At 68.0% G+C, this 18,855-nt stretch carries 19 protein-coding genes; 13 read left to right on the top strand and 6 right to left on the bottom strand.

Annotated features, from left to right (window positions below; genetic code table 11):
* Position 1: 1 nt before the first annotated feature.
* Positions 2–475, bottom strand: a complete 474-nt coding sequence (locus HWX55_RS21745) for an Lrp/AsnC family transcriptional regulator (RefSeq protein WP_069616529.1) — start codon at positions 473–475, stop codon at positions 2–4.
* A 322-nt stretch (positions 476–797) separates the two neighbouring features.
* Between HWX55_RS21745 and HWX55_RS21740 the strand changes: the two genes are divergently transcribed.
* The 6 genes from HWX55_RS21740 (at position 798) to HWX55_RS21715 (ending at position 5,168) form a co-directional block, all read left to right on the top strand.
* Positions 798–2,183, top strand: a complete 1,386-nt coding sequence (locus HWX55_RS21740; protein ID WP_175977241.1) for an amino acid permease — start codon at positions 798–800, stop codon at positions 2,181–2,183.
* 45 nt (positions 2,184–2,228) lie between these two features.
* On the top strand, positions 2,229–3,431 hold the full coding sequence (locus HWX55_RS21735) for an amino acid aminotransferase (protein WP_175977240.1): 1,203 nt from the start codon (positions 2,229–2,231) through the stop codon (positions 3,429–3,431).
* A gap of 167 nt (positions 3,432–3,598) precedes the next feature.
* Positions 3,599–3,997 carry a DUF488 family protein gene (locus HWX55_RS21730; RefSeq protein WP_175977239.1) on the top strand — a complete coding sequence of 133 codons (399 nt, stop codon included), beginning with the start codon at positions 3,599–3,601 and terminating at the stop codon, positions 3,995–3,997.
* Positions 3,998–4,117: 120 nt separating this feature from the next.
* A complete protein-coding gene (locus HWX55_RS21725; protein ID WP_175977238.1) occupies positions 4,118–4,408 on the top strand; it encodes a DUF1488 domain-containing protein in 291 nt (96 codons plus the stop codon).
* Positions 4,409–4,424: 16 nt separating this feature from the next.
* Positions 4,425–4,664 (top strand): hypothetical protein, encoded by a 240-nt coding sequence (locus HWX55_RS21720; RefSeq protein ID WP_006479066.1) that lies wholly within the window; start codon positions 4,425–4,427, stop codon positions 4,662–4,664.
* Positions 4,665–4,817: 153 nt separating this feature from the next.
* Positions 4,818–5,168, top strand: a complete 351-nt coding sequence (locus tag HWX55_RS21715; RefSeq protein WP_175977237.1) for a metal ABC transporter ATPase — start codon at positions 4,818–4,820, stop codon at positions 5,166–5,168.
* 29 nt (positions 5,169–5,197) lie between these two features.
* On the opposite strand, the gene HWX55_RS21710 is transcribed toward HWX55_RS21715, so the two are convergent.
* The 3 genes from HWX55_RS21710 to lhpI all read right to left on the bottom strand — a co-directional run bounded on the left by HWX55_RS21710 (position 5,198) and on the right by lhpI (position 7,512).
* A complete protein-coding gene (locus HWX55_RS21710) occupies positions 5,198–5,974 on the bottom strand; it encodes a helix-turn-helix domain-containing protein (protein ID WP_175977236.1) in 777 nt (258 codons plus the stop codon).
* Positions 5,975–5,990: 16 nt separating this feature from the next.
* The gene (locus HWX55_RS21705) at positions 5,991–6,395 is read right to left on the bottom strand and encodes a response regulator transcription factor (protein WP_175977235.1); all 405 of its coding nucleotides are present in this window, start codon (positions 6,393–6,395) and stop codon (positions 5,991–5,993) included.
* 181 nt (positions 6,396–6,576) lie between these two features.
* The gene (lhpI, locus tag HWX55_RS21700; protein ID WP_175977234.1) at positions 6,577–7,512 is read right to left on the bottom strand and encodes a bifunctional Delta(1)-pyrroline-2-carboxylate/Delta(1)-piperideine-2-carboxylate reductase; all 936 of its coding nucleotides are present in this window, start codon (positions 7,510–7,512) and stop codon (positions 6,577–6,579) included.
* Between the two features lie 264 nt (positions 7,513–7,776).
* Here lhpI and HWX55_RS21695 point away from each other — a divergent pair, with 264 nt between their 5' ends.
* The 7 genes from HWX55_RS21695 (at position 7,777) to HWX55_RS21665 (ending at position 15,796) form a co-directional block, all read left to right on the top strand.
* Positions 7,777–8,514, top strand: coding sequence for a GntR family transcriptional regulator (locus tag HWX55_RS21695; protein ID WP_175977233.1), 738 nt, complete (start codon positions 7,777–7,779; stop codon positions 8,512–8,514).
* 115 nt (positions 8,515–8,629) lie between these two features.
* A complete protein-coding gene (locus HWX55_RS21690; RefSeq protein ID WP_175977232.1) occupies positions 8,630–9,751 on the top strand; it encodes a branched-chain amino acid ABC transporter substrate-binding protein in 1,122 nt (373 codons plus the stop codon).
* Between the two features lie 69 nt (positions 9,752–9,820).
* Complete coding sequence (gene lhpH / locus HWX55_RS21685) at positions 9,821–10,828, top strand: trans-3-hydroxy-L-proline dehydratase (RefSeq protein WP_175977231.1); 1,008 nt, start codon at positions 9,821–9,823, stop codon at positions 10,826–10,828.
* A 174-nt stretch (positions 10,829–11,002) separates the two neighbouring features.
* Positions 11,003–13,582 (top strand): transglycosylase domain-containing protein, encoded by a 2,580-nt coding sequence (locus tag HWX55_RS21680; RefSeq protein WP_175977230.1) that lies wholly within the window; start codon positions 11,003–11,005, stop codon positions 13,580–13,582.
* Between the two features lie 78 nt (positions 13,583–13,660).
* Positions 13,661–14,539, top strand: coding sequence for a PilZ domain-containing protein (locus HWX55_RS21675; protein ID WP_175977229.1), 879 nt, complete (start codon positions 13,661–13,663; stop codon positions 14,537–14,539).
* A gap of 223 nt (positions 14,540–14,762) precedes the next feature.
* The gene (locus HWX55_RS21670; protein ID WP_175977228.1) at positions 14,763–15,092 is read left to right on the top strand and encodes a DUF4148 domain-containing protein; all 330 of its coding nucleotides are present in this window, start codon (positions 14,763–14,765) and stop codon (positions 15,090–15,092) included.
* Positions 15,093–15,391: 299 nt separating this feature from the next.
* Entirely contained in the window at positions 15,392–15,796 is a 405-nt protein-coding gene (locus HWX55_RS21665; RefSeq protein WP_175977227.1) for a lysozyme inhibitor LprI family protein, read from the top strand.
* Between the two features lie 68 nt (positions 15,797–15,864).
* On the opposite strand, the gene HWX55_RS21660 is transcribed toward HWX55_RS21665, so the two are convergent.
* Positions 15,865–16,512, bottom strand: coding sequence for a response regulator transcription factor (locus tag HWX55_RS21660; protein WP_006479054.1), 648 nt, complete (start codon positions 16,510–16,512; stop codon positions 15,865–15,867).
* On the bottom strand, positions 16,509–18,611 hold the full coding sequence (locus HWX55_RS21655; protein WP_175977256.1) for a PAS domain S-box protein: 2,103 nt from the start codon (positions 18,609–18,611) through the stop codon (positions 16,509–16,511). Before HWX55_RS21655 ends, HWX55_RS21660 begins: the two co-directional genes overlap by 4 nt.
* Positions 18,612–18,855: the final 244 nt, after the last annotated feature.

The following is an 18,855-nucleotide window of genomic DNA, read 5'->3' as shown; positions in this document are numbered from 1 at the left end:
ATCAGCTCTCCACCGGCATCGCACTCGTACACTTGATCTCGTCGAGGCACACGCTCGAATGCACGCCGCTCACGCCGGGAATACGCATCAGCGTCTCGAGCAGGAATCGCGACAGCCCCTTCAGATCGTGCGCGACGACTTTCAGCACATAGTCGATGTCGCCCGTCACCGAGAAACATTCCTGGATCTGCGCGAGATCCGACACGAGTTTCTGGAATTTCGACAAATCGCGGATATGCCCGCGCTCCATCGTCACGTGCACGAACGCGGTGACGCCGAAGCCGAGCGTATCGGGGCAGAGCCGGGTTTCGTAACGCCGGATCGCGCCGATTTCCTCCAGCCGGCGGTGACGTCGCAGCGTCTGCGCGGGCGACAGTCCCACGGCCTTCGCCAGATCGAGGTTCGACGCGCGGCCGTTCTCCTGCAGCACCGACAGCAACTGACGATCGATACGATCGAGAACCGGGTCAGGCATTTTTGTTTCCTCATTCGTCTCCCGGATGCAATCTTATCTCATAATGTAGGGTTTGCATGAGCGGGTTACGCAACCCGATTTCGCGGTCGCGACGCTAAACTGACGCCGGATTTTCGTGTGCGGCCGCAGCAGTGCGGCGTGAGCGGGCGACTCGGCAGCCAGTCTGACCGGCGCGCCGACGCGAATCGGTTGCCGCCGCACGCGAAAATTGCAGTCCCCAACCCGGCGCCCCCACGAACGGCCGCCGGCACAGCAAAACAGCGCCCGGCACACCGAGGCGCGCCGCACCGCTTCCGGCGGAGGCGGGCAGAATGGAGAAGACATGGTTTCTGGAAACGAGAGCGACGGCCTGAAGCGCGGGCTGAAGAACCGGCACATCCAGCTGATCGCGCTCGGCGGCGCGCTCGGCACGGGGCTGTTCCTCGGCATCGCGCAGACGATCAAGATGGCCGGCCCGTCTGTGCTGCTGGGCTATGCGGTGGCCGGCATCGTCGCGTTCTTCATCATGCGCCAGCTCGGCGAGATGGTCGTCGACGAGCCCGTCGCCGGCTCGTTCAGCTACTTCGCGAACAAATACGTCGGCCACTTCACCGGCTTCCTGTCCGGCTGGAATTACTGGGTGCTGTACATCCTCGTCAGCATGGCCGAGCTGTCGGCCGTAGGGATCTACGTGCAGTACTGGTGGCCCGGCGTGCCGACCTGGGTGTCGGCGCTGGTGTTCTTCGTCGCGATCAACCTGCTGAACCTGGCCAGCGTGAAGTCGTACGGCGAGACGGAATTCTGGTTCTCGATCATCAAGGTCGCCGCGATCGTCGGGATGATCGGCTTCGGCGGCTGGCTGCTCGTGAGCGGCCACGCCGGGCCGGAAGCAAGCATCGCGAACCTGTGGCAGCACGGCGGCTTCTTCCCGAACGGCGTGTCGGGGCTCGTGATGTCGATGGCCGCGATCATGTTCTCGTTCGGCGGGCTGGAGTTGATCGGCATCACCGCGGCCGAAGCCGACGATCCGAAGCGCAGCATTCCGCGCGCGACCAACCAGGTCATCTACCGCATCCTGATTTTCTACATCGGCGCGCTGGCCGTGCTGCTGTCGCTGTATCCGTGGCAGAAGGTCGTCACCGGCGGCAGCCCGTTCGTGCTGATCTTCCACGCGCTGAGCAGCAACCTGGTCGCGAACGTGCTGAACGTCGTCGTGCTGACGGCCGCGCTGTCGGTCTACAACAGCGGCGTGTACAGCAACAGCCGGATGCTGTTCGGCCTCGCGCAACAGGGCAACGCGCCGAAGGTGCTGTGCTCGGTCAACAAGCGCGGCATCCCGCTCGCCGCGCTCGGCGCATCGGCGCTCGCGACCGGCGTGTGCGTGCTGGTCAACTACTTCATGCCGGGCAAGGCGTTCGAGGTGCTGATGGGCCTCGTCGTGTCGGCGCTGATCATCAACTGGGCGATGATCACGGTGATCCACCTGAAGTTCCGCCAGGCCAAGCGTGCTGCCGGGGAGCAGACTTCCTTCCGCAGTCTGGGCTATCCTTTCACGAATTACCTGTGCCTGGCGTTCATGGCCGGCATTCTCGTCGTGATGTACCTGACGCCGGATCTCCGTCTGTCGGTGTACCTGATCCCGGTATGGCTCGCGGTGCTCGCGATCGGGTATCGCTTCCGTCAGAAGAATGCCGGCTTTGCGGTGCACGACGGTGCGTCCGCACGCTGACGCAGGCCACGACCGACCATTCTTCAAACGAGACCGATTCAAGCCATGTTCGAACACATCGACGCGTACCCGGGCGACCCGATCCTGACGCTCAACGAGAACTTCCAGAAAGATCCGCGCGACCAGAAGGTCAACCTGAGCATCGGGATCTATTTCGACGCCGAAGGCCGGATTCCGGTGCTGGGCGCCGTGCGCGAAGCCGAAACCGCGCTGCAGCGCGACAGCGGCCCGAAGCCGTACCTGCCGATGGTCGGCCTGGCCGCGTACCGCGACGCCGTGCAAGCGCTGGTGTTCGGTGCGGATCACCCGGCCCGCGCGGCCGGCCGCATCGCGACGCTGCAGACGCTCGGCGGCTCGGGCGCGCTGAAGGTCGGCGCCGATTTCCTGAAGCGCTATTTCCCGGAGTCGCAGGTGTGGCTCAGCGATCCGAGCTGGGAAAACCATCGCTTCATCTTCGAGCGCGCCGGCTTCACGGTGAACACGTATCCGTACTACGACGAAGCCACGGGCGGCCTGAAGTTCGACGCGATGCTCGCGGCGATCGACGCGCTGCCGGCGCGCAGCATCGTGCTGCTGCACGCGTGCTGCCATAACCCGACCGGCGTCGATCTCGACGAAGGCCAGTGGGAGAAGCTGATCGACGTGATCGAGGCGCGCGGGCTGCTGCCGTTCGTCGACATGGCGTACCAGGGCTTCGGCGCGGGCCTCGACGCGGACGCGTTCGCGGTGCGCGAGCTGGCCCGCCGCGGCGTGCCGACGCTCGTCGCGAACTCGTTCTCGAAGAACTTCTCGCTGTACGGCGAGCGCGTGGGCGGCCTGAGCGTCGTCTGCGAGGACGCGGCCGCGGCCGAGCGCGTGCTCGGCCAGCTGGCCGGCGCCGTGCGCTCAAACTACAGCAATCCGCAGACCTACGGCGCGAAGGTCGTCGCGGCCGTGCTCGGCACGCCGGCGCTGCGCAAGCAGTGGGAAGAGGAGCTGTCGGCGATGTGCCGCCGCATCGCGCGGATGCGCCAGTCGATCCACGACGGCCTGCGCGACCACGTGAGCGGCGAAGCGCTCACGCGCTACGTGAAGCAGCGCGGGATGTTCACGTACACGGGCCTGACCGAAACGCAGGTCGACGCGCTGCGCGAGGTGCACGGCGTATACATCCTGCGCTCGGGCCGGATGTGCGTGGCGGGCCTGAACGACTCGAACGTCGGCATCGTCGCGGACGCGATCGGCAAGGTGCTGAAGAGCGGCGTCTGAACGCGGCGCGCCCCGGCGCGCAACGCTGAAGAACCGGCTGTTTCCCGTCGAGGGAACAGCCGGTTTTTTGTTGGGCGGCCGTCATGTGCGATGCGCGGATGACGCACGGGCAGGCGCGGCGGTACGATCACGGGATCGGACGCAATGCAGAGGAGCAGAGGAGCGACATGGGCATCCGGATCATCCAGCTCGGCACGCCGCGCGCGGCCGGCGAGGGCCTGCGGATCGGCACGGTTCGGGGGCCACCGCGCGGCGTACCGAAGGCGGAATTCGCGTCGCGCAACTACTATGATGTATGGTTGCCGACGTTGTCGCCGAGCCCCGAGCTCGTCGCGCAAGCGCAGGCCGCTGAAACCGACGCCGAATGGAACGCGTTCAAGCGCCACTTCCGCGCGGAGATGGCGCATGGCGATCCGGCCAAGGTGCTGGACCTGCTGGCCGCGCTGTCGGCGACCACCGGGTTCTCGATCGGCTGCTACTGCGACGACGAAAACCGTTGTCACCGCAGCGTGCTGCGCGAGCTGCTCGCGCAGCGCGGCGCGGCGATCGAGCCCGACGCCGGCTGAAGCAGATGAAGCGGCGGCGCGCGGCCGCACCGCGATCGTGCGGTGCAGCGAGCCCGTTGACGTGGGTCAAGCGCGCGGCCGCGCGCGCCACTATGCTCTCGTCATGGAGCCATCACGACGATGACAGACCGACAGATGCACATCGTTTTCCCGTCCGAACCGCCGGAATACTGCGCGCGCGATCTGGTCGTCGCGTTTTCGGCGCTGGTCGACGGGCATTGCGTTCAGTGCGCGGTCACGGCCGAGGCGCTGGAAGACCATTTCGGCGCGCAGTCGCTGCTCGAACGCGATCTGCTGGGCGCATTCGACGCGCACCGGTCGGCCATCGAGGCGATGGCACGACGAATGCTCGAGGAAATCGGCGGCCGGCCGGTGCTGCTGCACAGCGGGCACTTCCGGCTCGAAGGCTGATACCGCAGGAGGGCGCATGACACTGCAGGGCAACATTCACGAACGCGACTGGTCGGTCGAAGTGGAGACGCGCCCGTGCGAATCGGGCGAATTCCGCTGCCGCGTGTCGGTCGAGCACGGCGCCGGCGCCGCGCGGTTTCATCATACGTTCGAGCACAGCCACGCGTATCCGACGGAGCGCGAGGCGATGATCGAAGGGTTGCGGGCCGGCATGACGTGGATCGAGATGAAGGCGTCGCAGACCTTCAACGTCTGAACGGTCCCGCGCCTGTCGGGCGCGGGCAGACAATCGGCCGGCCGCGATCGAAAAATGCGCGCCGCGCCACGGGAAACACGGGCCGCCCCATCGTGAGGCGGCCGGCACTTGCAAGGCGGTCGACGAGCGGGCGGCCCCGTCAGGAGAGACGACATGGGCGTGGGCATGCAGATCGCCTGCCTCGGATTCACCGGTTCGGCTGCGGTCGAGGCCGAAGCAGGCGCGCAACTGGTGCGACTTGAACGGTTTCGCGCGTGGATCGAAGGCTGCCATCTCGCGATCGAATCGCGCACGGCGGCCGATGGCGCGCGCCGGTACGACGTGCGGCTGGAGCTGGTGATGCGCGACGCGACGCTCCGGTCGCTGCCGCCGTGCGTCGGGGCCGACGTGGACGACGCATTGCGTCGCGCGTTCGCGCAGGCCGAACAGGCGCTGCTCGCGTGGCAGGCAGGCGCCGCAACGGTCGCACTGCACGACGCAGCGACCGGCGACGCGATGCGGTGATGCCACGCCGGTCAGCGCGGCGCCGCGTGTCAGACTCGCGCGAGCGCTTGCGCGTCGATGATGCGCACGCGCTTGCCGCGCGTTTCGACGAGCGCGTCGCGATGGAACCGCGAGAACATCCGGCTGACCGTTTCGAGCTTCATCCCGAGATAGCAGCCGATTTCCTCGCGCGTCATCCGCAGGTTGAATTCGGTCGCCGAATAGCCGCGCGCCTCGAACCGCGACGACAGGTTCAGCAGAAAATGCGCGACGCGCTGCTCGGCCGACATCGTGCCGAGCAACAGCATCTGGCTCGATTCGCGGACGATCTCGCTGCTCAGCATCTGGTAGAGGAAGTGCTGCATCGGCTTGATCTCGCGGCACGCGGCTTCGAGCGCGCCGAACGGGATAATGCACACCACGCTGTCCTCCAGCGCGATCGCGTCGCAGCAGTGCTGGCCGCCGCCGATGCCGTCCATCCCGAGGGTTTCGCCGGCGATCTGGAAGCCCGTCACGTGCTCGCGGCCGTCGCGATGCATCATCACCGTCTTGAACGAACCCGCGCGCACCGCATAGATGCTCTGGAACGGATCGTCGGTGCGGAACAGCGCGTCGCCCTGGCGAACCTGCCGCGTCGTGCAGATGATCGCGTCGAGGCGACCGTATTCGGCGGGCGTCAGGTGCGGCGGCAGGCACATCGAGCGCATCGCGCAGGCCGAGCAGCGTGCGGCCGGATGCTTGGCGGCGTCGGCGCGCGCGGCTGGGCGCAGCGCAATCGTGGGCCGGGGTACGACGGATACGTCGGCGAAGGCGGTGGCGGTGGACATGAGGCGCTCCGGCTCGTCAGGGGCGGCGCACGCGCGCGTGCACCAGGGATTCGATGACACGGCATGCGGCGTCGAATTCGACGGTCTTGTCGAAAAAGTAGTCGGCTCCCGCCGTCGCGCATGCCTCTCTGAATGCCGGCGCCGAGTGGTTCGTCAGCACGATCGTGACGATGCGCGGCGCGGCCTTCGACAGCATCCCGATCAGGTCGAGACCGCTGCCGTCCGCGAGCCGCACGTCGACGATCACCACGTCCGCACGGCTGCTGCGGATATGCGTCCACGCGTCCTGGCCGTCTTCCGCTTCGCCCACGACGGCGACGCCGCGGATCGCGCCGACGAGCAGCGCGATCCGCTGGCGGACGGCAACCGCGTGATCGACGAGAAACACCCTGAGTGCGGCGGGTGACAGGCTGGCATTCATGCCGGCAGTATCGTGTTGCGCCGCCGAAATTGGAATCGGCCGAATTGGAACTTCGTGTAGGCCGCTTCGACGCGGTGTAGGGCGTTTCCTACACCGCGTACGGGAAATCGCCGGTGCGAATCCGACGATGCGATGCCGCGCGAGCGGCGCGCACGGTGGCGCGAACGATTGCGCGGCCGGGTCAGCCGGCGCGGCGCGCGGCCAGTGCGTCGCGCGCGGTGCGGCACGCGGCCAGATCCCATGCGGCGCAGCCGACGCTCTTGAACAGCAGCGGGCCGCCGCGAGCGAAGGTGCCGTTCAGCACGTCGGCGAGCGACGCGACGTGCTGCCAGTCGACCTGCGCGACGATCAGGTCGCCCGCTTCGTGGCGCGCGCCGGCCGGATCGTCGACCACGAGCCGGCTGCCCCGCACCGTGTTCGCGTCGATCTCCGCGGCATCCGCGGTGAACGCGCCGACGCCGACCACGAGCCGGCCTTCGCGCGCGGCGTCGCGATAGACGGGCGTGCGGCTCGTCGTCAGCGTGACGACCACGTCGATCGCATCGGGAATCGCGTCGCCGTCGAGCGGCGCGAGCTGCGGCGCATGCGCGCGGTGGGCGGCGCAGAAGGCGGCCGCGCTATCCGCGCTCGTGCCGCGCACGTGAAGGCGCGCATCAGGGAAAATCGCGGCGAGCGCTTCCGCGTGATTGGCCGCCTGCTTGCCGGTGCCGATCAGCAGGACGTCGCGCGGCGCGGCGCCATGCAGCGCCTGGATGCCGAGCGCTGTGATCGCCGCCGTGCGGCGGCCGGTGACGGTCGGGCCGTCGAGCGCGAAGCGCATTTCGCCGGTCGTCGCGTCGTACGCGGTGACCTGGCCGAGAATCGTCGGCAGTCCGCGTGCGCCGTTGCCGGGACACACGTTCACGAGCTTGTGGCTCGCCAGATCGTGTGCGCTCGACGGCATCGACAGCATCACGCCGCCGCGTTGCAGCGACACGACCAGGCGTTCGGGGCTGACGATGTCGCCTGCCGCGTACTCGACGACCGCTTGCCTGAGCGTGGCGAGCAGCGCCGGGTAGTCGAGCAGCGCGGCCGTGTCGGCCGCATCGAAAACGGGAATCGGGGAAAGGGCGGTCATCGTGTACGTCGTGGGCGTCGGTGAGCGTGGACGGCGGACGCATGCCGCGCCCGCCGCAGGTCTGCCGGGTACCGTGACACAGGGCAGTGTGGATCGAATTTATACCACTTGCTGGCGCGCCGGCAACCCAGAAAATAAAGCGCGGCGCAGATTTTGGTTCTAATATCTGGCCAGAAGGCTCGCCGCTGCCGCGCTGCCCGCGCCGCTCCGGTATAGTGCGAACCCATTCCAGATCCACGCCCGCGAACGGGCAGGAGCCACACGATGATGTCCGCGCGTCCCGACTCACTCGAAGGCGGTTTCAGGCCGCTGCAGATCTACGAGCAGGTAGCCGAAAAGATCCGCGACGAGATCCGCGCGGGGCGCTACGCGGCCGAATCGCGGCTGCCGTCCGAGCGCGAGCTCGCGGCGCTGTTCCAGGTCGGCCGGCCGGCCGTGCGCGAGGCGCTCGGCGCGCTGCAGAACGAAGGGCTCGTGTTCACGAAGCGCAATTCGGGCACCTACGTCGTCGCGGCGCCGCTCGACGTGCTCGCGCAGCGCGGCGACGCGGACGCGGTATCCGAGGCCGACTTCAGCCCGACGTCGACGCTCGACGTGCGGCTGATCCTCGAGCCCGCGATCGCGCGCCTCGCGGCCGCTCATGGTCGCGCCGACCCCGGCGCCGAGCGCTATCTCGCGCAGATGGAAACCATCACCGACGTCGACGATCCGCATCAGCGCGCGTTGTGGAACGAGAGCGACCGGCTGTTCCACCGGCAGCTCGCGCTGATGACCGGCGACGCGCTGATCGTGAAGATCGCGGACGAAGTCGCGAAGACGATGGACCAGCCGCTGTGGAAGCGGCTGAAGGACGATGGCATCTACGACGCGGGCCGAATCCGGCTGTACGTGTCCGAGCACCGGTTGATCTACGAGGCGATCGTGTCCGGGGATGCCGATGCGGCCGCGTTCTATGTCGAACAGCACATTCGCCGCGTGCGGCGCGACATTGCGCCGAAATGATGGGAGTGGTTTGGTCTTCAATGTGACCAAAATCCCGATAATTATTTTGAAATTGCTTGCGATGTGACCACTCGTGTCCTACATTGGTTTCACACAAAACCAATCAGGAGACACCATGCGACACCTCATGACCGCGCTCTCGGTGGCCGTGGCCGCTGGCGCGCTGACTTCCGCGCATGCGCAGGAAGTCGTGATGATCGGCCATTCGGCGCCGCTCACGGGCCCGCAGGCCGCCAACGGCAAGGACAACGAAAACGGCGCGCGGCTCGCGATCGACGAGCTCAACAAGGCCGGCGTGAAGGTCGGCGGGAAGACCGTGACGTTCAAACTGGTTTCCGAGGACGACCAGGCCGACCCGAAGGCCGGCGTGCAGGTCGCGCAGAACCTTGTCGACAAAGGCGTCGTCGCCGTGCTCGGGCCGTACAACTCGGGCGTCGCGATTCCGGCGTCGCGCGTGTATTCGACGGCCGGCGTGCCGATCCTGCCGGTCGCGTCGAACCCGGCGCTGACGAAGCAGGGCTTCAAGAACATCTTCCGGATCGGCGCGAGCGACGAGCAGCTCGGCGGCACGATGGCCACGTTTGCCGCGAAGACGCTGAACGCGAAAACCGCCGCCGTGATCGACGATCGCACCGCATACGGGCAGGGCGTCGCCGAGCAGTTCACGAACGTCGCGAAGGCGAACGGGATCAAGATCGTCGACCAGGAATACACGAATTCGTCGGCCACCGACTTCCTCGGCATTCTCACCAAGATCAAGGCCGCCAACCCCGACGTGATCTTCCTCGGCGGCTATGCGGCGCAGGGTGCACCGATGGCCAAGCAGATGAAGCAGCGCGGCCTGCGCGCGAAGCTGCTCGGCGGCGACGGCATCTGTTCGGCCGACATGGGCAAGGTCGCGGGCGAGGCCGCGTCGATCGTCTATTGCGCGCAGGGCGGCGGCGCGCTCGAGAAGACGCCGGCCGGGCGCGACTTCCTGAAGAAGTACCACGACGCCTATCACACCGATACGCAGGTCTACGGCGTCAATTACTACGACGGCGTGAAGCTGCTCGCCGACGCGATGGTCAAGGCCGGCACGACCACCGACAAGGCGAAGCTGAGCGCGCAACTCGCGAAGTCGAACTACGCGGGCGTCGCGGGCACCTATTCGTTCGACGCGAACGGCGACCTGAAAGGCGCGCCGACCACCGTCTACGTGATCCGCAACGGCCTGCCGGAACCGTACGCGAAGTAATTGGCCGCACGGCCCGTCACCGGACGGCGGCCCGGCCGCCGTCCTTCGTTTCAACGCATCCGATCCCCCATGAAAATTTCCCGATCCCTGTCCACCGTCGAAGTGCACACCGGCGGCGAGGCGTTCCGCATCGTCACGAGCGGGCTGCCGCGTCTGCCAGGCGACACGATCGTCCAGCGCCGCGCGTGGCTCAAGGAACACGCCGACGAAATCCGCCGCGCGCTGATGTTCGAACCGCGCGGCCACGCCGACATGTACGGCGGCTATCTGACCGAGCCCGTGTCGCCGAACGCCGATTTCGGCGTGATCTTCGTGCACAACGAAGGCTACAGCGATCATTGCGGACACGGCGTGATCGCGCTGTCGACCGCGGCCGTCGAGCTCGGCTGGGTGCAGCGCACGGTACCCGAGACGCGGGTCGGCATCGACGCGCCGTGCGGCTTCATCGAGGCGTTCGTCCGGTGGGACGGCGAGCATGCGGGGCCCGTGCGCTTCGTCAACGTGCCGTCGTTCATCTGGCGGCGCGACGTGTCGGTCGACACGCCGTCGTTCGGCACCGTGACCGGCGACATCGCGTATGGCGGCGCGTTCTATTTCTATGTCGACGGCGCACCGTTCGACCTGCCGGTGCGCGAATCGGCAGTCGAGAAACTGATTCGCTTCGGCGCGGAGGTGAAGGCGGCCGCGAACGCGAAATATCCGGTCGCGCATCCGGAGATCCCGGAAATCAACCATATCTACGGCACGATCATCGCGAACGCGCCGCGCCATGCGGGTTCGACGCAGGCGAACTGCTGCGTGTTCGCGGATCGCGAGGTCGACCGCTCGCCGACCGGCTCCGGCACCGGCGGGCGCGTCGCGCAGCTCTACCAGCGCGGGCTGCTCGCGGCAGGCGACACGCTCGTCAACGAATCGATCGTCGGCACGGTCTTCAAGGGCCGCGTGTTGCGCGAAACGACGGTCGGCGACATCCCGGCCGTGATCCCGGAAGTGGAAGGCAGCGCGCATATCTGCGGGTTCGCGAACTGGATCGTCGACGAGCGCGATCCGCTCACGTACGGATTTCTCGTGCGCTGAGCCGCGGCGCGGGGCACGCCGCCGTCGCGCGGCGTTCCGGTTGTGGTACCAGGTTTGGCGCGTCGCTCCGATTGCCGGACACGCGCCTTTTTTGCGTGAACGCCGTCGTAACACCGCACCGCGTGTGCCAGCCCAAGGCCGCCGCGGGTCGGACGGCCGCGCGAGTTTGGTACGATGCAGCCTTTTCAGCCGAGCTCCACCCGCGTGAATCGCCGAAACGTGCCGTCAGTGCGTGCCTTCTGTGCCAGATGGGTCGCGCGCGCCCAACCCGTCGCGGCGGCCGCCGTCGCGCGGGTCAAGCCTCTCGCCGCCACCGCGTGGCGCCATGTCCGCCACCCGACGCGCCGTGGCGCGCTGCTCGCCGCCGCCGCCGTGCCGGCGCTGTTCGCCGTGTACGTGGTCGCGCTGATCCCGTTCACGCCGGGCATCGGCGACATCCGCAAGGCGCGCGTCGACCAGCCCGCGCAGGTGCTGTCGGCCGACGGCAAGCTGCTGGCCGAATTCAAGCCGTCGAACCGCGAATGGGTGTCGCTCAAGCAGATCTCGCCGCACATGGTCGACGCGCTGATCGCGACCGAGGATCATCGCTTCTACGAACACCACGGCCTCGACTGGAAGCGCACGGCGTCGGCCGCGCTCCATACGTTCTCGGGCAGCCGCCAGGGCGGCTCGACGATCACGCAGCAGCTCGCGCGCAACCTGTACCCGGACGAGATCGGCCGCGCGCCGACGCTCACGCGCAAGGTGAAGGAGGCGATCACCGCGCTGAAGATCGAGGCCGTCTACAGCAAGGACCAGATCCTCGAGACCTACCTGAACACGGTGCCGTTCCTGTACAACGCGTACGGCGTCGAGATGGCCGCGCGCACCTATTTCGACAAGTCGGCCGACGAACTCGACGTGCTCGACAGCGCGACGCTCGTCGGGATGCTGAAGGGCAACAGCTACTACAACCCGGTGCTGAACCCCGAGCGCGCGCTGCAACGGCGCAACACGGTGCTCGGCCAGATGGTGAAGTACGGCAAGCTGTCGCCGGCGCAGTTCGCGCAGCTGCAGCGCCGGCCGCTGCGCATCGACTTCGAGCGCCAGAAGGAGCCGCCCGGGCCGGCGCCGCATTTCGCGCAGCAGTTGCGCAAGTGGCTGATCGCGTGGGCCGACCGCAACGACTACAACATTTACTCGGACGGGCTGATCGTACGCACGACGATCGACGCGCGGCTCCAGCAGATGGCGACGCAGGCGCTCACGCTGCAGGGCAATCAGTTGCAGGGCATCGCGAACAACGCGTGGAGCGGCCGCGACGGCTGCGGCACCGACAACGAGGTGTTCCGCACCTTCATGCGCGAATCGCCCGAGTACAAGGCCGCGCAGGACGCCGGCAAGGACGACGCGGCGGCGATGAAGCTGCTCGCGGCCGACCGCGGCTTCCTGCATGCGCTGTGCAAGGCGAAGACCGACGTGCAGGCCGGCTTCCTCGCGATCGATCCGCGCGACGGGCAGATCCGCGCGTGGGTCGGCAGCCGCGACTTCACGCGCGAGCCGTTCGACCACGTCGCGCAGGCGCGGCGCCAGCCGGGCTCGACGTTCAAGCCGTTCGTCTATGGCGCCGCGTTCGCGAGCGGGATGAAGCCGGAGGACACGTTCATCGACCAGCCGGTCGAGATTCCGCTGAAGGGCGGCGAGATCTGGCGACCGAACGATGACGCGCCGCCTACGGGCAAGCCGATGACGCTGCGCGACGCCGTCGCGCTGTCGCGCAACCGGATCACCGCGCAGGTGATGGAGAAGGTCGGGCCGGGCGCCGTCGCGCGGCTCGCGCGCGACATGGGCGTGCGCGAAAGCCCGCTCGAACGCGTGCCGTCGCTCGCGCTCGGCACGAGCCCGGTCACGCTGAAGGAAATGGTCGCGTCGTATGCGACGATCGCGAACGACGGGCTGTACGTCGAGCCGCAGATGGTCACGCGCATCGAGAACCGCCAGGGCGAGGTGCTCGCCGAATACGCACCGGCGCCGCCCGAGCGTGCGCTCGATGCCGAAACCGACAAGACGCTGCTCGACGTGATGCGCGACGTCGTGACGCGCGGCACGGGCGGCAGCATCCGCACACGCTTCGGGATCCGCGGCGACGTGGCCGGCAAGACCGGCACGACGCAGGACAACGCGGACGGCTGGTTCATCCTGATGCAGCCAGGCCTCGTCGCCGGCGCGTGGGTCGGGTTCGACGACGGCCGCGTGACGCTGCGCAGCGATTACTGGGGGCAGGGCGCGCACAGCGCGCTGCCGATCGTCGGCGATTTCTTCCAGCGCGCGCAGCGCGCCCGGATCGTCGATACGAAGGCGAAATTCGATACCGAGCCGTCGCCGGGCTGGTTCGGATCGCTGCGCGAGCGCGTGACCGACCTGTTCGACACGTGGTTCCCGCCCGAGGCGAAGAAGGCGCCCACGCCGGTCAGGACACAGCGTATCGAGCGTCCGGCCGAGACCGACGAAGAGGCGGCGTCGGCGGCTTCGGCTGCATCGGCGCCGGATGCCGCGTCCGGCGGCATCGTCGAGGAATGGGTGCCGGCGTCCGAAGTGGCCGCGTCGGCCGCGGCGCTGTCGGCGAGCGCATCGCAGCCTGCGCAGCCGCCGGCAGGCGCCAGTGTCACGAGCGGAAGCAACGCCGGCGTCGGCGCCGCCCCGTCGGCCGTGCCGGCTCCGCCACCGCCAGCTCCAGTGCCGGCCGTGCCCGATACGCCGGGCGCCTCGCAGTAACGAAGCCGTTCAGATCCGCGCGATGCTGCCGTAATCAAGTTGTCACGATAGCTCGCGCGGTCGCTCCGCGCTTCTCCGATGCGGCTTTCCACCGACTACGTCGCGCTCGCGCGCGACGATCTTTCCGCCGGCGTCCCGCTCGGCTTCGACCTCTACGACGCCGACGGTGCCGCGCTGCTGCCGGCCGGCACGACGCTGCAGGATGCCGCGCAGCATGCTTTCCTGTTCGACCATTTCCACCCCGTACGCCGACGCGAGGGCAGCGGCATCGAGCCGAGCGTGCCCGGGGCGGCGGGCGCGCCCGCCACGCGCATGGGCTTGTCGGCGGGCGCCGCGATCGGTATTCGCCGCCGGGTCGGCACGACGCGTGCGCTGCAACGCTGCCGGCTGATCGGTGTCGGTGCGTCGGGCGCGCTGTTCGTCGAACCGCTACCCGCCGCCGTGCTCGAGTTCGCACGCGGCGACGACGTCGAAGCGGTGGCGATCGGCGCTGCCGCGGTGTTCCGTTTCGGCGCGACGGTCGAATCGGTGCAGGCGTCGGGCGCCGCGCCGTTCATGATCCTGTCGCCGCCCGGCTTCGTCGACCGGCTGCGTGCGCGCGCGGAGCCGCGCGTGCCGGTGCGCATCGCCGCCTGCTGCAGCGGCGCGGCGCAGGGGGCGGAAGGCATCGGAATGGTGCACGACATCAGCCTGAGCGGCTTGTCGATCGCCGTCGACCGGCCGCTCGCGGCCACCGGCGAGCCGTTGCGCGTGCTGCTTCCGTACGAAGCCGGCGGCCGCGTCGAGCAACTGGCGCTCGACGGCACGGTGCGGGCCGTGCATGCCGACCCGGCGGCTCCAGCGCTGACGCTGCATCATGCGGCGTTCGGCGACATCGATGCCGACGATCGCGTGCGCCTCAAGGCGTTGCTGTTCGACAGGCAGATGGCGCCGGTGGATACCGATCGCCCGCGCTGACGCGCTGCCGAGCGTGCCGGATGCCGAAGAACGGCATTCGGTGTGCGAGCGTCGATAATCGTCTGATGAATTGCGTTATTCCCGCGCGATTGTACGGTTTCGGTCAACAGTGAATTTGCGATTTAAGTATTTACCCTGATAGCCGCGACTCCTAGACTTCTACTCATGCGCAACGACCCCGAGTCCGAAGCGCCTGACAAAACAATCCTGGAGGTAACGCATCATGAAATCGCTGATCAAGGCAGTTGCACTGGCCGCCCTCGTGGCTGCACCGGTCGTCTCGTTCGCCCAATCGAACCAACAGCCGCTGACGCGCGCGCAAGTGCGCGCCGAGCTGGTCCAGCTCGAAAAGGCCGGCTACAACCCGAACGACTGGATCAACTATCCGGAAAACATCCAGGCCGCCCAGGCCAAGATCGCCGCCGCGCAGAACACGGGCGCGCAAGCCGACGCAACCGGTTACGGTTCGAACCCGGTCGCGACGTCGCAGTCGGGCCAGCGCGCGGTCGTGCCGGCCGTCGGCGACCGCTCGTCGGTGTATTTCGGCCACTAAGCCGGCCGTTGTGTCGCGGCCCTTGGGGGCCGTGGCTGAAGGTTTGTCGAGAAAGCCCGCACTCGGTTCAGTTCCGAGTGCGGGCTTTTTCAATGATGCGCAGCGATCGGATGCTCTCGCCGTCAGGAAAACACGACAACCGGCGAAATCGCGTCTCGGGCGTCACCCCGGCACCCGCTGACAATCCGCCGCGCGTGCGCTAGCATCGCGGTCGATGTCGCCGCGGTGGCGCGGCCCATGCACACGGGGCGCAACAAGGCACCGGGTTCCACACTTCAACGAACAACAAAGGAGCATCCATGCGTGTCTTGACCGGTCTGCTGGGCTCGCTGGCGCTGGTGGCGAGCGTCGCCCATGCGCAGGCGAATTGTGCGGACGCGACGGATCAGGCGACGATGACGGCGTGTGCCGATCGCGCGTACAAGAAATCCGACGGGGAACTGAACAGGATCTACCAGGCCGTCACCGCGCGCCTGCGCGACGCGCGGCCGCTCGCCGACAAGCTCGTGGACGCGCAGCGCGCGTGGATCGCGTACCGCGACGCCGAATGCCATTTCTCGAGTGCGAATGCCGAGGGCGGCAGTGCATACCCGATGGTCGTATCGACCTGCCTCGACGATCTGACCAAAGCGCGCACCGAAACGCTGAAAGGCTATCTGTCCTGCGAGGAAGGCGACCTCGCGTGCCCGGTGCCCGCGAAGTAACGCGTCATGCGCGGGCCTGCCGAGGCCCGCACCACGCCGGCCAGACGTCGTCCGCTACACGTCGTCCGTTACACGTCGTCCGTTTCGTCGAGCAGCTTGTGCCGCATCGCGTAACGTACGAGCGCCGCTTCGTGCGGCATCTGCATCTTTTCCAGGATCCGGGTCTTGTAGGTGCTCACTGTCTTCGCGCTCACGCACAACGCGTTCGCGATCTCGGTCAGCGTCTGGCCGGCGGCGATCCGCCGGAACACGTCGAATTCGCGGTCGGACAGCCGCTGGTGCGGCAGCGTTTCGGCCGGCTCGTTCAGGCTCTGCGCGAACTGCTCGGCCATCGCGAGGCTCACGTAGACGCCCCCCGACGCCACTTTCGTGACCGCGCCGACCAGCTCCGCGCTCGCGCTTTCCTTCGTCAGATAGCCGGACGCGCCCGCGCGGAACGCACGCACCGCGTATTGCTGCTCCGCGTGCATCGTCAGCACGAGCACGCGCAGCGCGGGCTTCTCGTCCTTGATCTGCTTGATCAGTTCGACGCCGTTGCGGCCCGGCATCGACAGGTCGAGCACGAGTACCTGCGCAGGCGTCGCCCGCACCAGCGCGATCGTCGACGGGCCGTCGAAGGCTTCGCCGGCCACCTCGAATCCGGTGGCGTTCTGGAGGATGTGCCGCAGACCGTCGCGTACGAGCGTATGGTCGTCGGCGATGAGCACCTTGATCATGTGATGAGCGTGTCCTGTTGAACGGTGCCGAGCGGAAACGAGACGGTAATCGAGAAACCGCGCGCGAGCGCGGTATCGATGGTCACGGTGCCGCCCAGCATGTGTGCGCGTTCGCGAATGCCGATCAGGCCGAACGATTTGTCCTCGTGGGCCGGACCGCCGGGCGCCGCGCCGCGGCCGTTGTCCGCGACGCGCAGCACGCAAAAGCCTTCCTCGATGTCGAGCCGCAACGCCACGCGCGTCGCATCCGCATGGCGCGCGACGTTCGTCAGCGCTTCCTGGACGATCCGGAACAGCGTGGTCGCGCCTGTGCTGGTGAACGTGAGGCCGCCCGTTTCGATGTGGCGCTCGACATCGATCCCGTAGCGGTTCGTGAAATCGTTCGCGAGCCATTCGATCGCGGGCACGAGGCCGAGGTCGTCGAGCATTACCGGCCGCAGGTCGGCCGCGATGCGCCGCACTGATGCGACCGTCGCGTCGATCAGCCGCCGCATGCCTTGCAGATGCGTCTGCAGGCCTGCGTCGGGCTGCGCGCGGCCGGGCATGCGCAGTTGCTGTTCGACGACCGACAGATCCATCTTCAGCGCGGTGAGCTGCTGCCCGAGGTCGTCGTGCAGCTCGCGCGCGATGCGGGTCTTTTCCTCTTCGCGCACGTTCTGCAGGTTCGCCGACAGTTCGCGCAATTCCTCGCGCGATTGCTTCAGCGCGTTCTCGGCCCGCAGCCGCTCGGTGATGTCGCGCAGCATCACCGTATACAGCTTGCCCGACGCGTCGCGGATCTGCGAGATCGATGCTTCGATCGGGAATTCCTCGCCGTTGGCCCGCAGCCCGAACAGCACGCGCTGGCGGCCCATCTGCCGCTCGGACACGCCCGTCACGCCGAACTGGTCGACGTGTTTCGCGTGCGCCGCGCGGAACCGTTCGGGAATGAAGCGCGACAGCGGCGCGCCGATCGCCTCCATCGCGGACACGCCGAACACCTGCTCGGCCATCGGATTGAAGATCACGACCGTCTGCTTCTCGTCGATCGTGATGATCGCTTCCATCGACGACCGGATGATGCCCATCATCCGCGCTTCGTTGAGGCTGCCGCGGCTGCTCGCGCCCGCATCGGCACGGCCGCGCAGCAGCGCATGGACGAGCGCCGCGAACCCGAACGACGCGATCAGCCCGGCGGCGAGCACGGTGCCGGCCGCTCGCTGCGCGCCGGTCGCGCTCGGCCGGCCGTCCGCGGAATAGGCGAGCGTCAGCGCGGTGCCGCCGAAATTCAGCACATCGGTGCGCCGCATCAGGTCGGGCGACGCCGATGCTTTGTCGGTCGTCGTCTCGACGCTGACGATCGCGCGCGAATCGCCGCTGGCGGTCATCCACAGATCGATCCCGCGTTCCGCGTCGAGCGCGCGCTCGACCAGGCGCCGCGGGCTCAGCGCCGCGAACAGCATCCCGTCGACGCCGGCTTCCCGCGTGCCGGACGGCGTGGCGGCGGCCAACGGCGAGGTCGTCACGGGCAGGAACAGCGTCAGGGTGCGGGCGTCGCGGGACGCGTCGTCGTCGGCCGGGTGAACGCCGAGCGCGATATCGCCGGTCCGCAGCGCGCGCGCGAGCGGCACCGCGTCGGACGCGCCGAAGCGCACGACCGGCGAGTTCGACGCGGGCGCGCTGAGCGTCGCTGCCGCGAGCGGATCGGCCGGCAGCGGCATCGCGCCGGCCAGCGCGCCGCGCGCCGCGCGCGTCAGCGGCGCATAGCCGATCTGCCGGACCGGCGAGCGGCCGCTGTCGAGATCGAGCGTCTCCGCATACCGGCGCCATTGGCCGGGCGTCATGTCCGGGACGAGGCCGAACGCGCCGCGCGCGCCTTCGAGCACGGCGACACCGGCCTGCAGTTCATGCCGCAGCATCGCGGTCACGTGCGTGGTCCGACGCTCGAAACGCGTATGAACGGCGGTTTGCCACTGCTCGCGCACGAGCAGCGCGACGCCGAGCGACAGCACGGCGCCCGCGCACAGCGCGACGACGCCAGCCGCGAACGGCTGGCGTAACATGATCTCGAGGCGCGTGGACTCTCGGGCGTCCCGTGTCGGGGTTCCACTGACGGTCATTCGATGGCCATTCTGTTGTTCGGGCTGCCCGGGGCACTCGGGCAGCGCGGCAAAACCGGGCGAAACTCGCACCGGCTGCGTGCAACGACTATTTTCAGGACGAAATTGTGCGCGTTTTACACATTTTTTGTAATGGGGGCAGTTGAAATTGCGGCAAACGGCGTGCAGCAGCGGGCGCGCCGGCCACGCTTGACGCGCGTCAACGCACGCGTCGGCACGTGGGGCAGACTGTTCGGCAGGCAAG

This window comes from Burkholderia sp. BCC1047 (genome assembly GCF_902833155.1).
Classification (GTDB): domain Bacteria; phylum Pseudomonadota; class Gammaproteobacteria; order Burkholderiales; family Burkholderiaceae; genus Burkholderia; species Burkholderia sola.
The sequence above is the reverse complement of the archived record's forward strand: the minus strand, read 5'-3'. Positions and strand labels throughout refer to the sequence as shown.

Bases quoted from the DNA above. Each gene is read 5' to 3' on its own strand.
- HWX55_RS21745 (WP_069616529.1), bottom strand. From the start codon at position 475: ATGCCTGACCCGGTTCTCGATCGTATCGATCGTCAGTTGCTGTCGGTG.
- HWX55_RS21740 (WP_175977241.1), top strand. From the start codon at position 798: ATGGTTTCTGGAAACGAGAGCGACGGCCTGAAGCGCGGGCTGAAGAAC.
- HWX55_RS21735 (WP_175977240.1), top strand. From the start codon at position 2,229: ATGTTCGAACACATCGACGCGTACCCGGGCGACCCGATCCTGACGCTC.
- HWX55_RS21730 (WP_175977239.1), top strand. From the start codon at position 3,599: ATGGGCATCCGGATCATCCAGCTCGGCACGCCGCGCGCGGCCGGCGAG.
- HWX55_RS21725 (WP_175977238.1), top strand. From the start codon at position 4,118: ATGACAGACCGACAGATGCACATCGTTTTCCCGTCCGAACCGCCGGAA.
- HWX55_RS21720 (WP_006479066.1), top strand. From the start codon at position 4,425: ATGACACTGCAGGGCAACATTCACGAACGCGACTGGTCGGTCGAAGTG.
- HWX55_RS21715 (WP_175977237.1), top strand. From the start codon at position 4,818: ATGGGCGTGGGCATGCAGATCGCCTGCCTCGGATTCACCGGTTCGGCT.
- HWX55_RS21710 (WP_175977236.1), bottom strand. From the start codon at position 5,974: ATGTCCACCGCCACCGCCTTCGCCGACGTATCCGTCGTACCCCGGCCC.
- HWX55_RS21705 (WP_175977235.1), bottom strand. From the start codon at position 6,395: ATGAATGCCAGCCTGTCACCCGCCGCACTCAGGGTGTTTCTCGTCGAT.
- lhpI (WP_175977234.1), bottom strand. From the start codon at position 7,512: ATGACCGCCCTTTCCCCGATTCCCGTTTTCGATGCGGCCGACACGGCC.
- HWX55_RS21695 (WP_175977233.1), top strand. From the start codon at position 7,777: ATGATGTCCGCGCGTCCCGACTCACTCGAAGGCGGTTTCAGGCCGCTG.
- HWX55_RS21690 (WP_175977232.1), top strand. From the start codon at position 8,630: ATGCGACACCTCATGACCGCGCTCTCGGTGGCCGTGGCCGCTGGCGCG.
- lhpH (WP_175977231.1), top strand. From the start codon at position 9,821: ATGAAAATTTCCCGATCCCTGTCCACCGTCGAAGTGCACACCGGCGGC.
- HWX55_RS21680 (WP_175977230.1), top strand. From the start codon at position 11,003: ATGCAGCCTTTTCAGCCGAGCTCCACCCGCGTGAATCGCCGAAACGTG.
- HWX55_RS21675 (WP_175977229.1), top strand. From the start codon at position 13,661: ATGCGGCTTTCCACCGACTACGTCGCGCTCGCGCGCGACGATCTTTCC.
- HWX55_RS21670 (WP_175977228.1), top strand. From the start codon at position 14,763: ATGAAATCGCTGATCAAGGCAGTTGCACTGGCCGCCCTCGTGGCTGCA.
- HWX55_RS21665 (WP_175977227.1), top strand. From the start codon at position 15,392: ATGCGTGTCTTGACCGGTCTGCTGGGCTCGCTGGCGCTGGTGGCGAGC.
- HWX55_RS21660 (WP_006479054.1), bottom strand. From the start codon at position 16,512: ATGATCAAGGTGCTCATCGCCGACGACCATACGCTCGTACGCGACGGT.
- HWX55_RS21655 (WP_175977256.1), bottom strand. From the start codon at position 18,611: ATGACCGTCAGTGGAACCCCGACACGGGACGCCCGAGAGTCCACGCGC.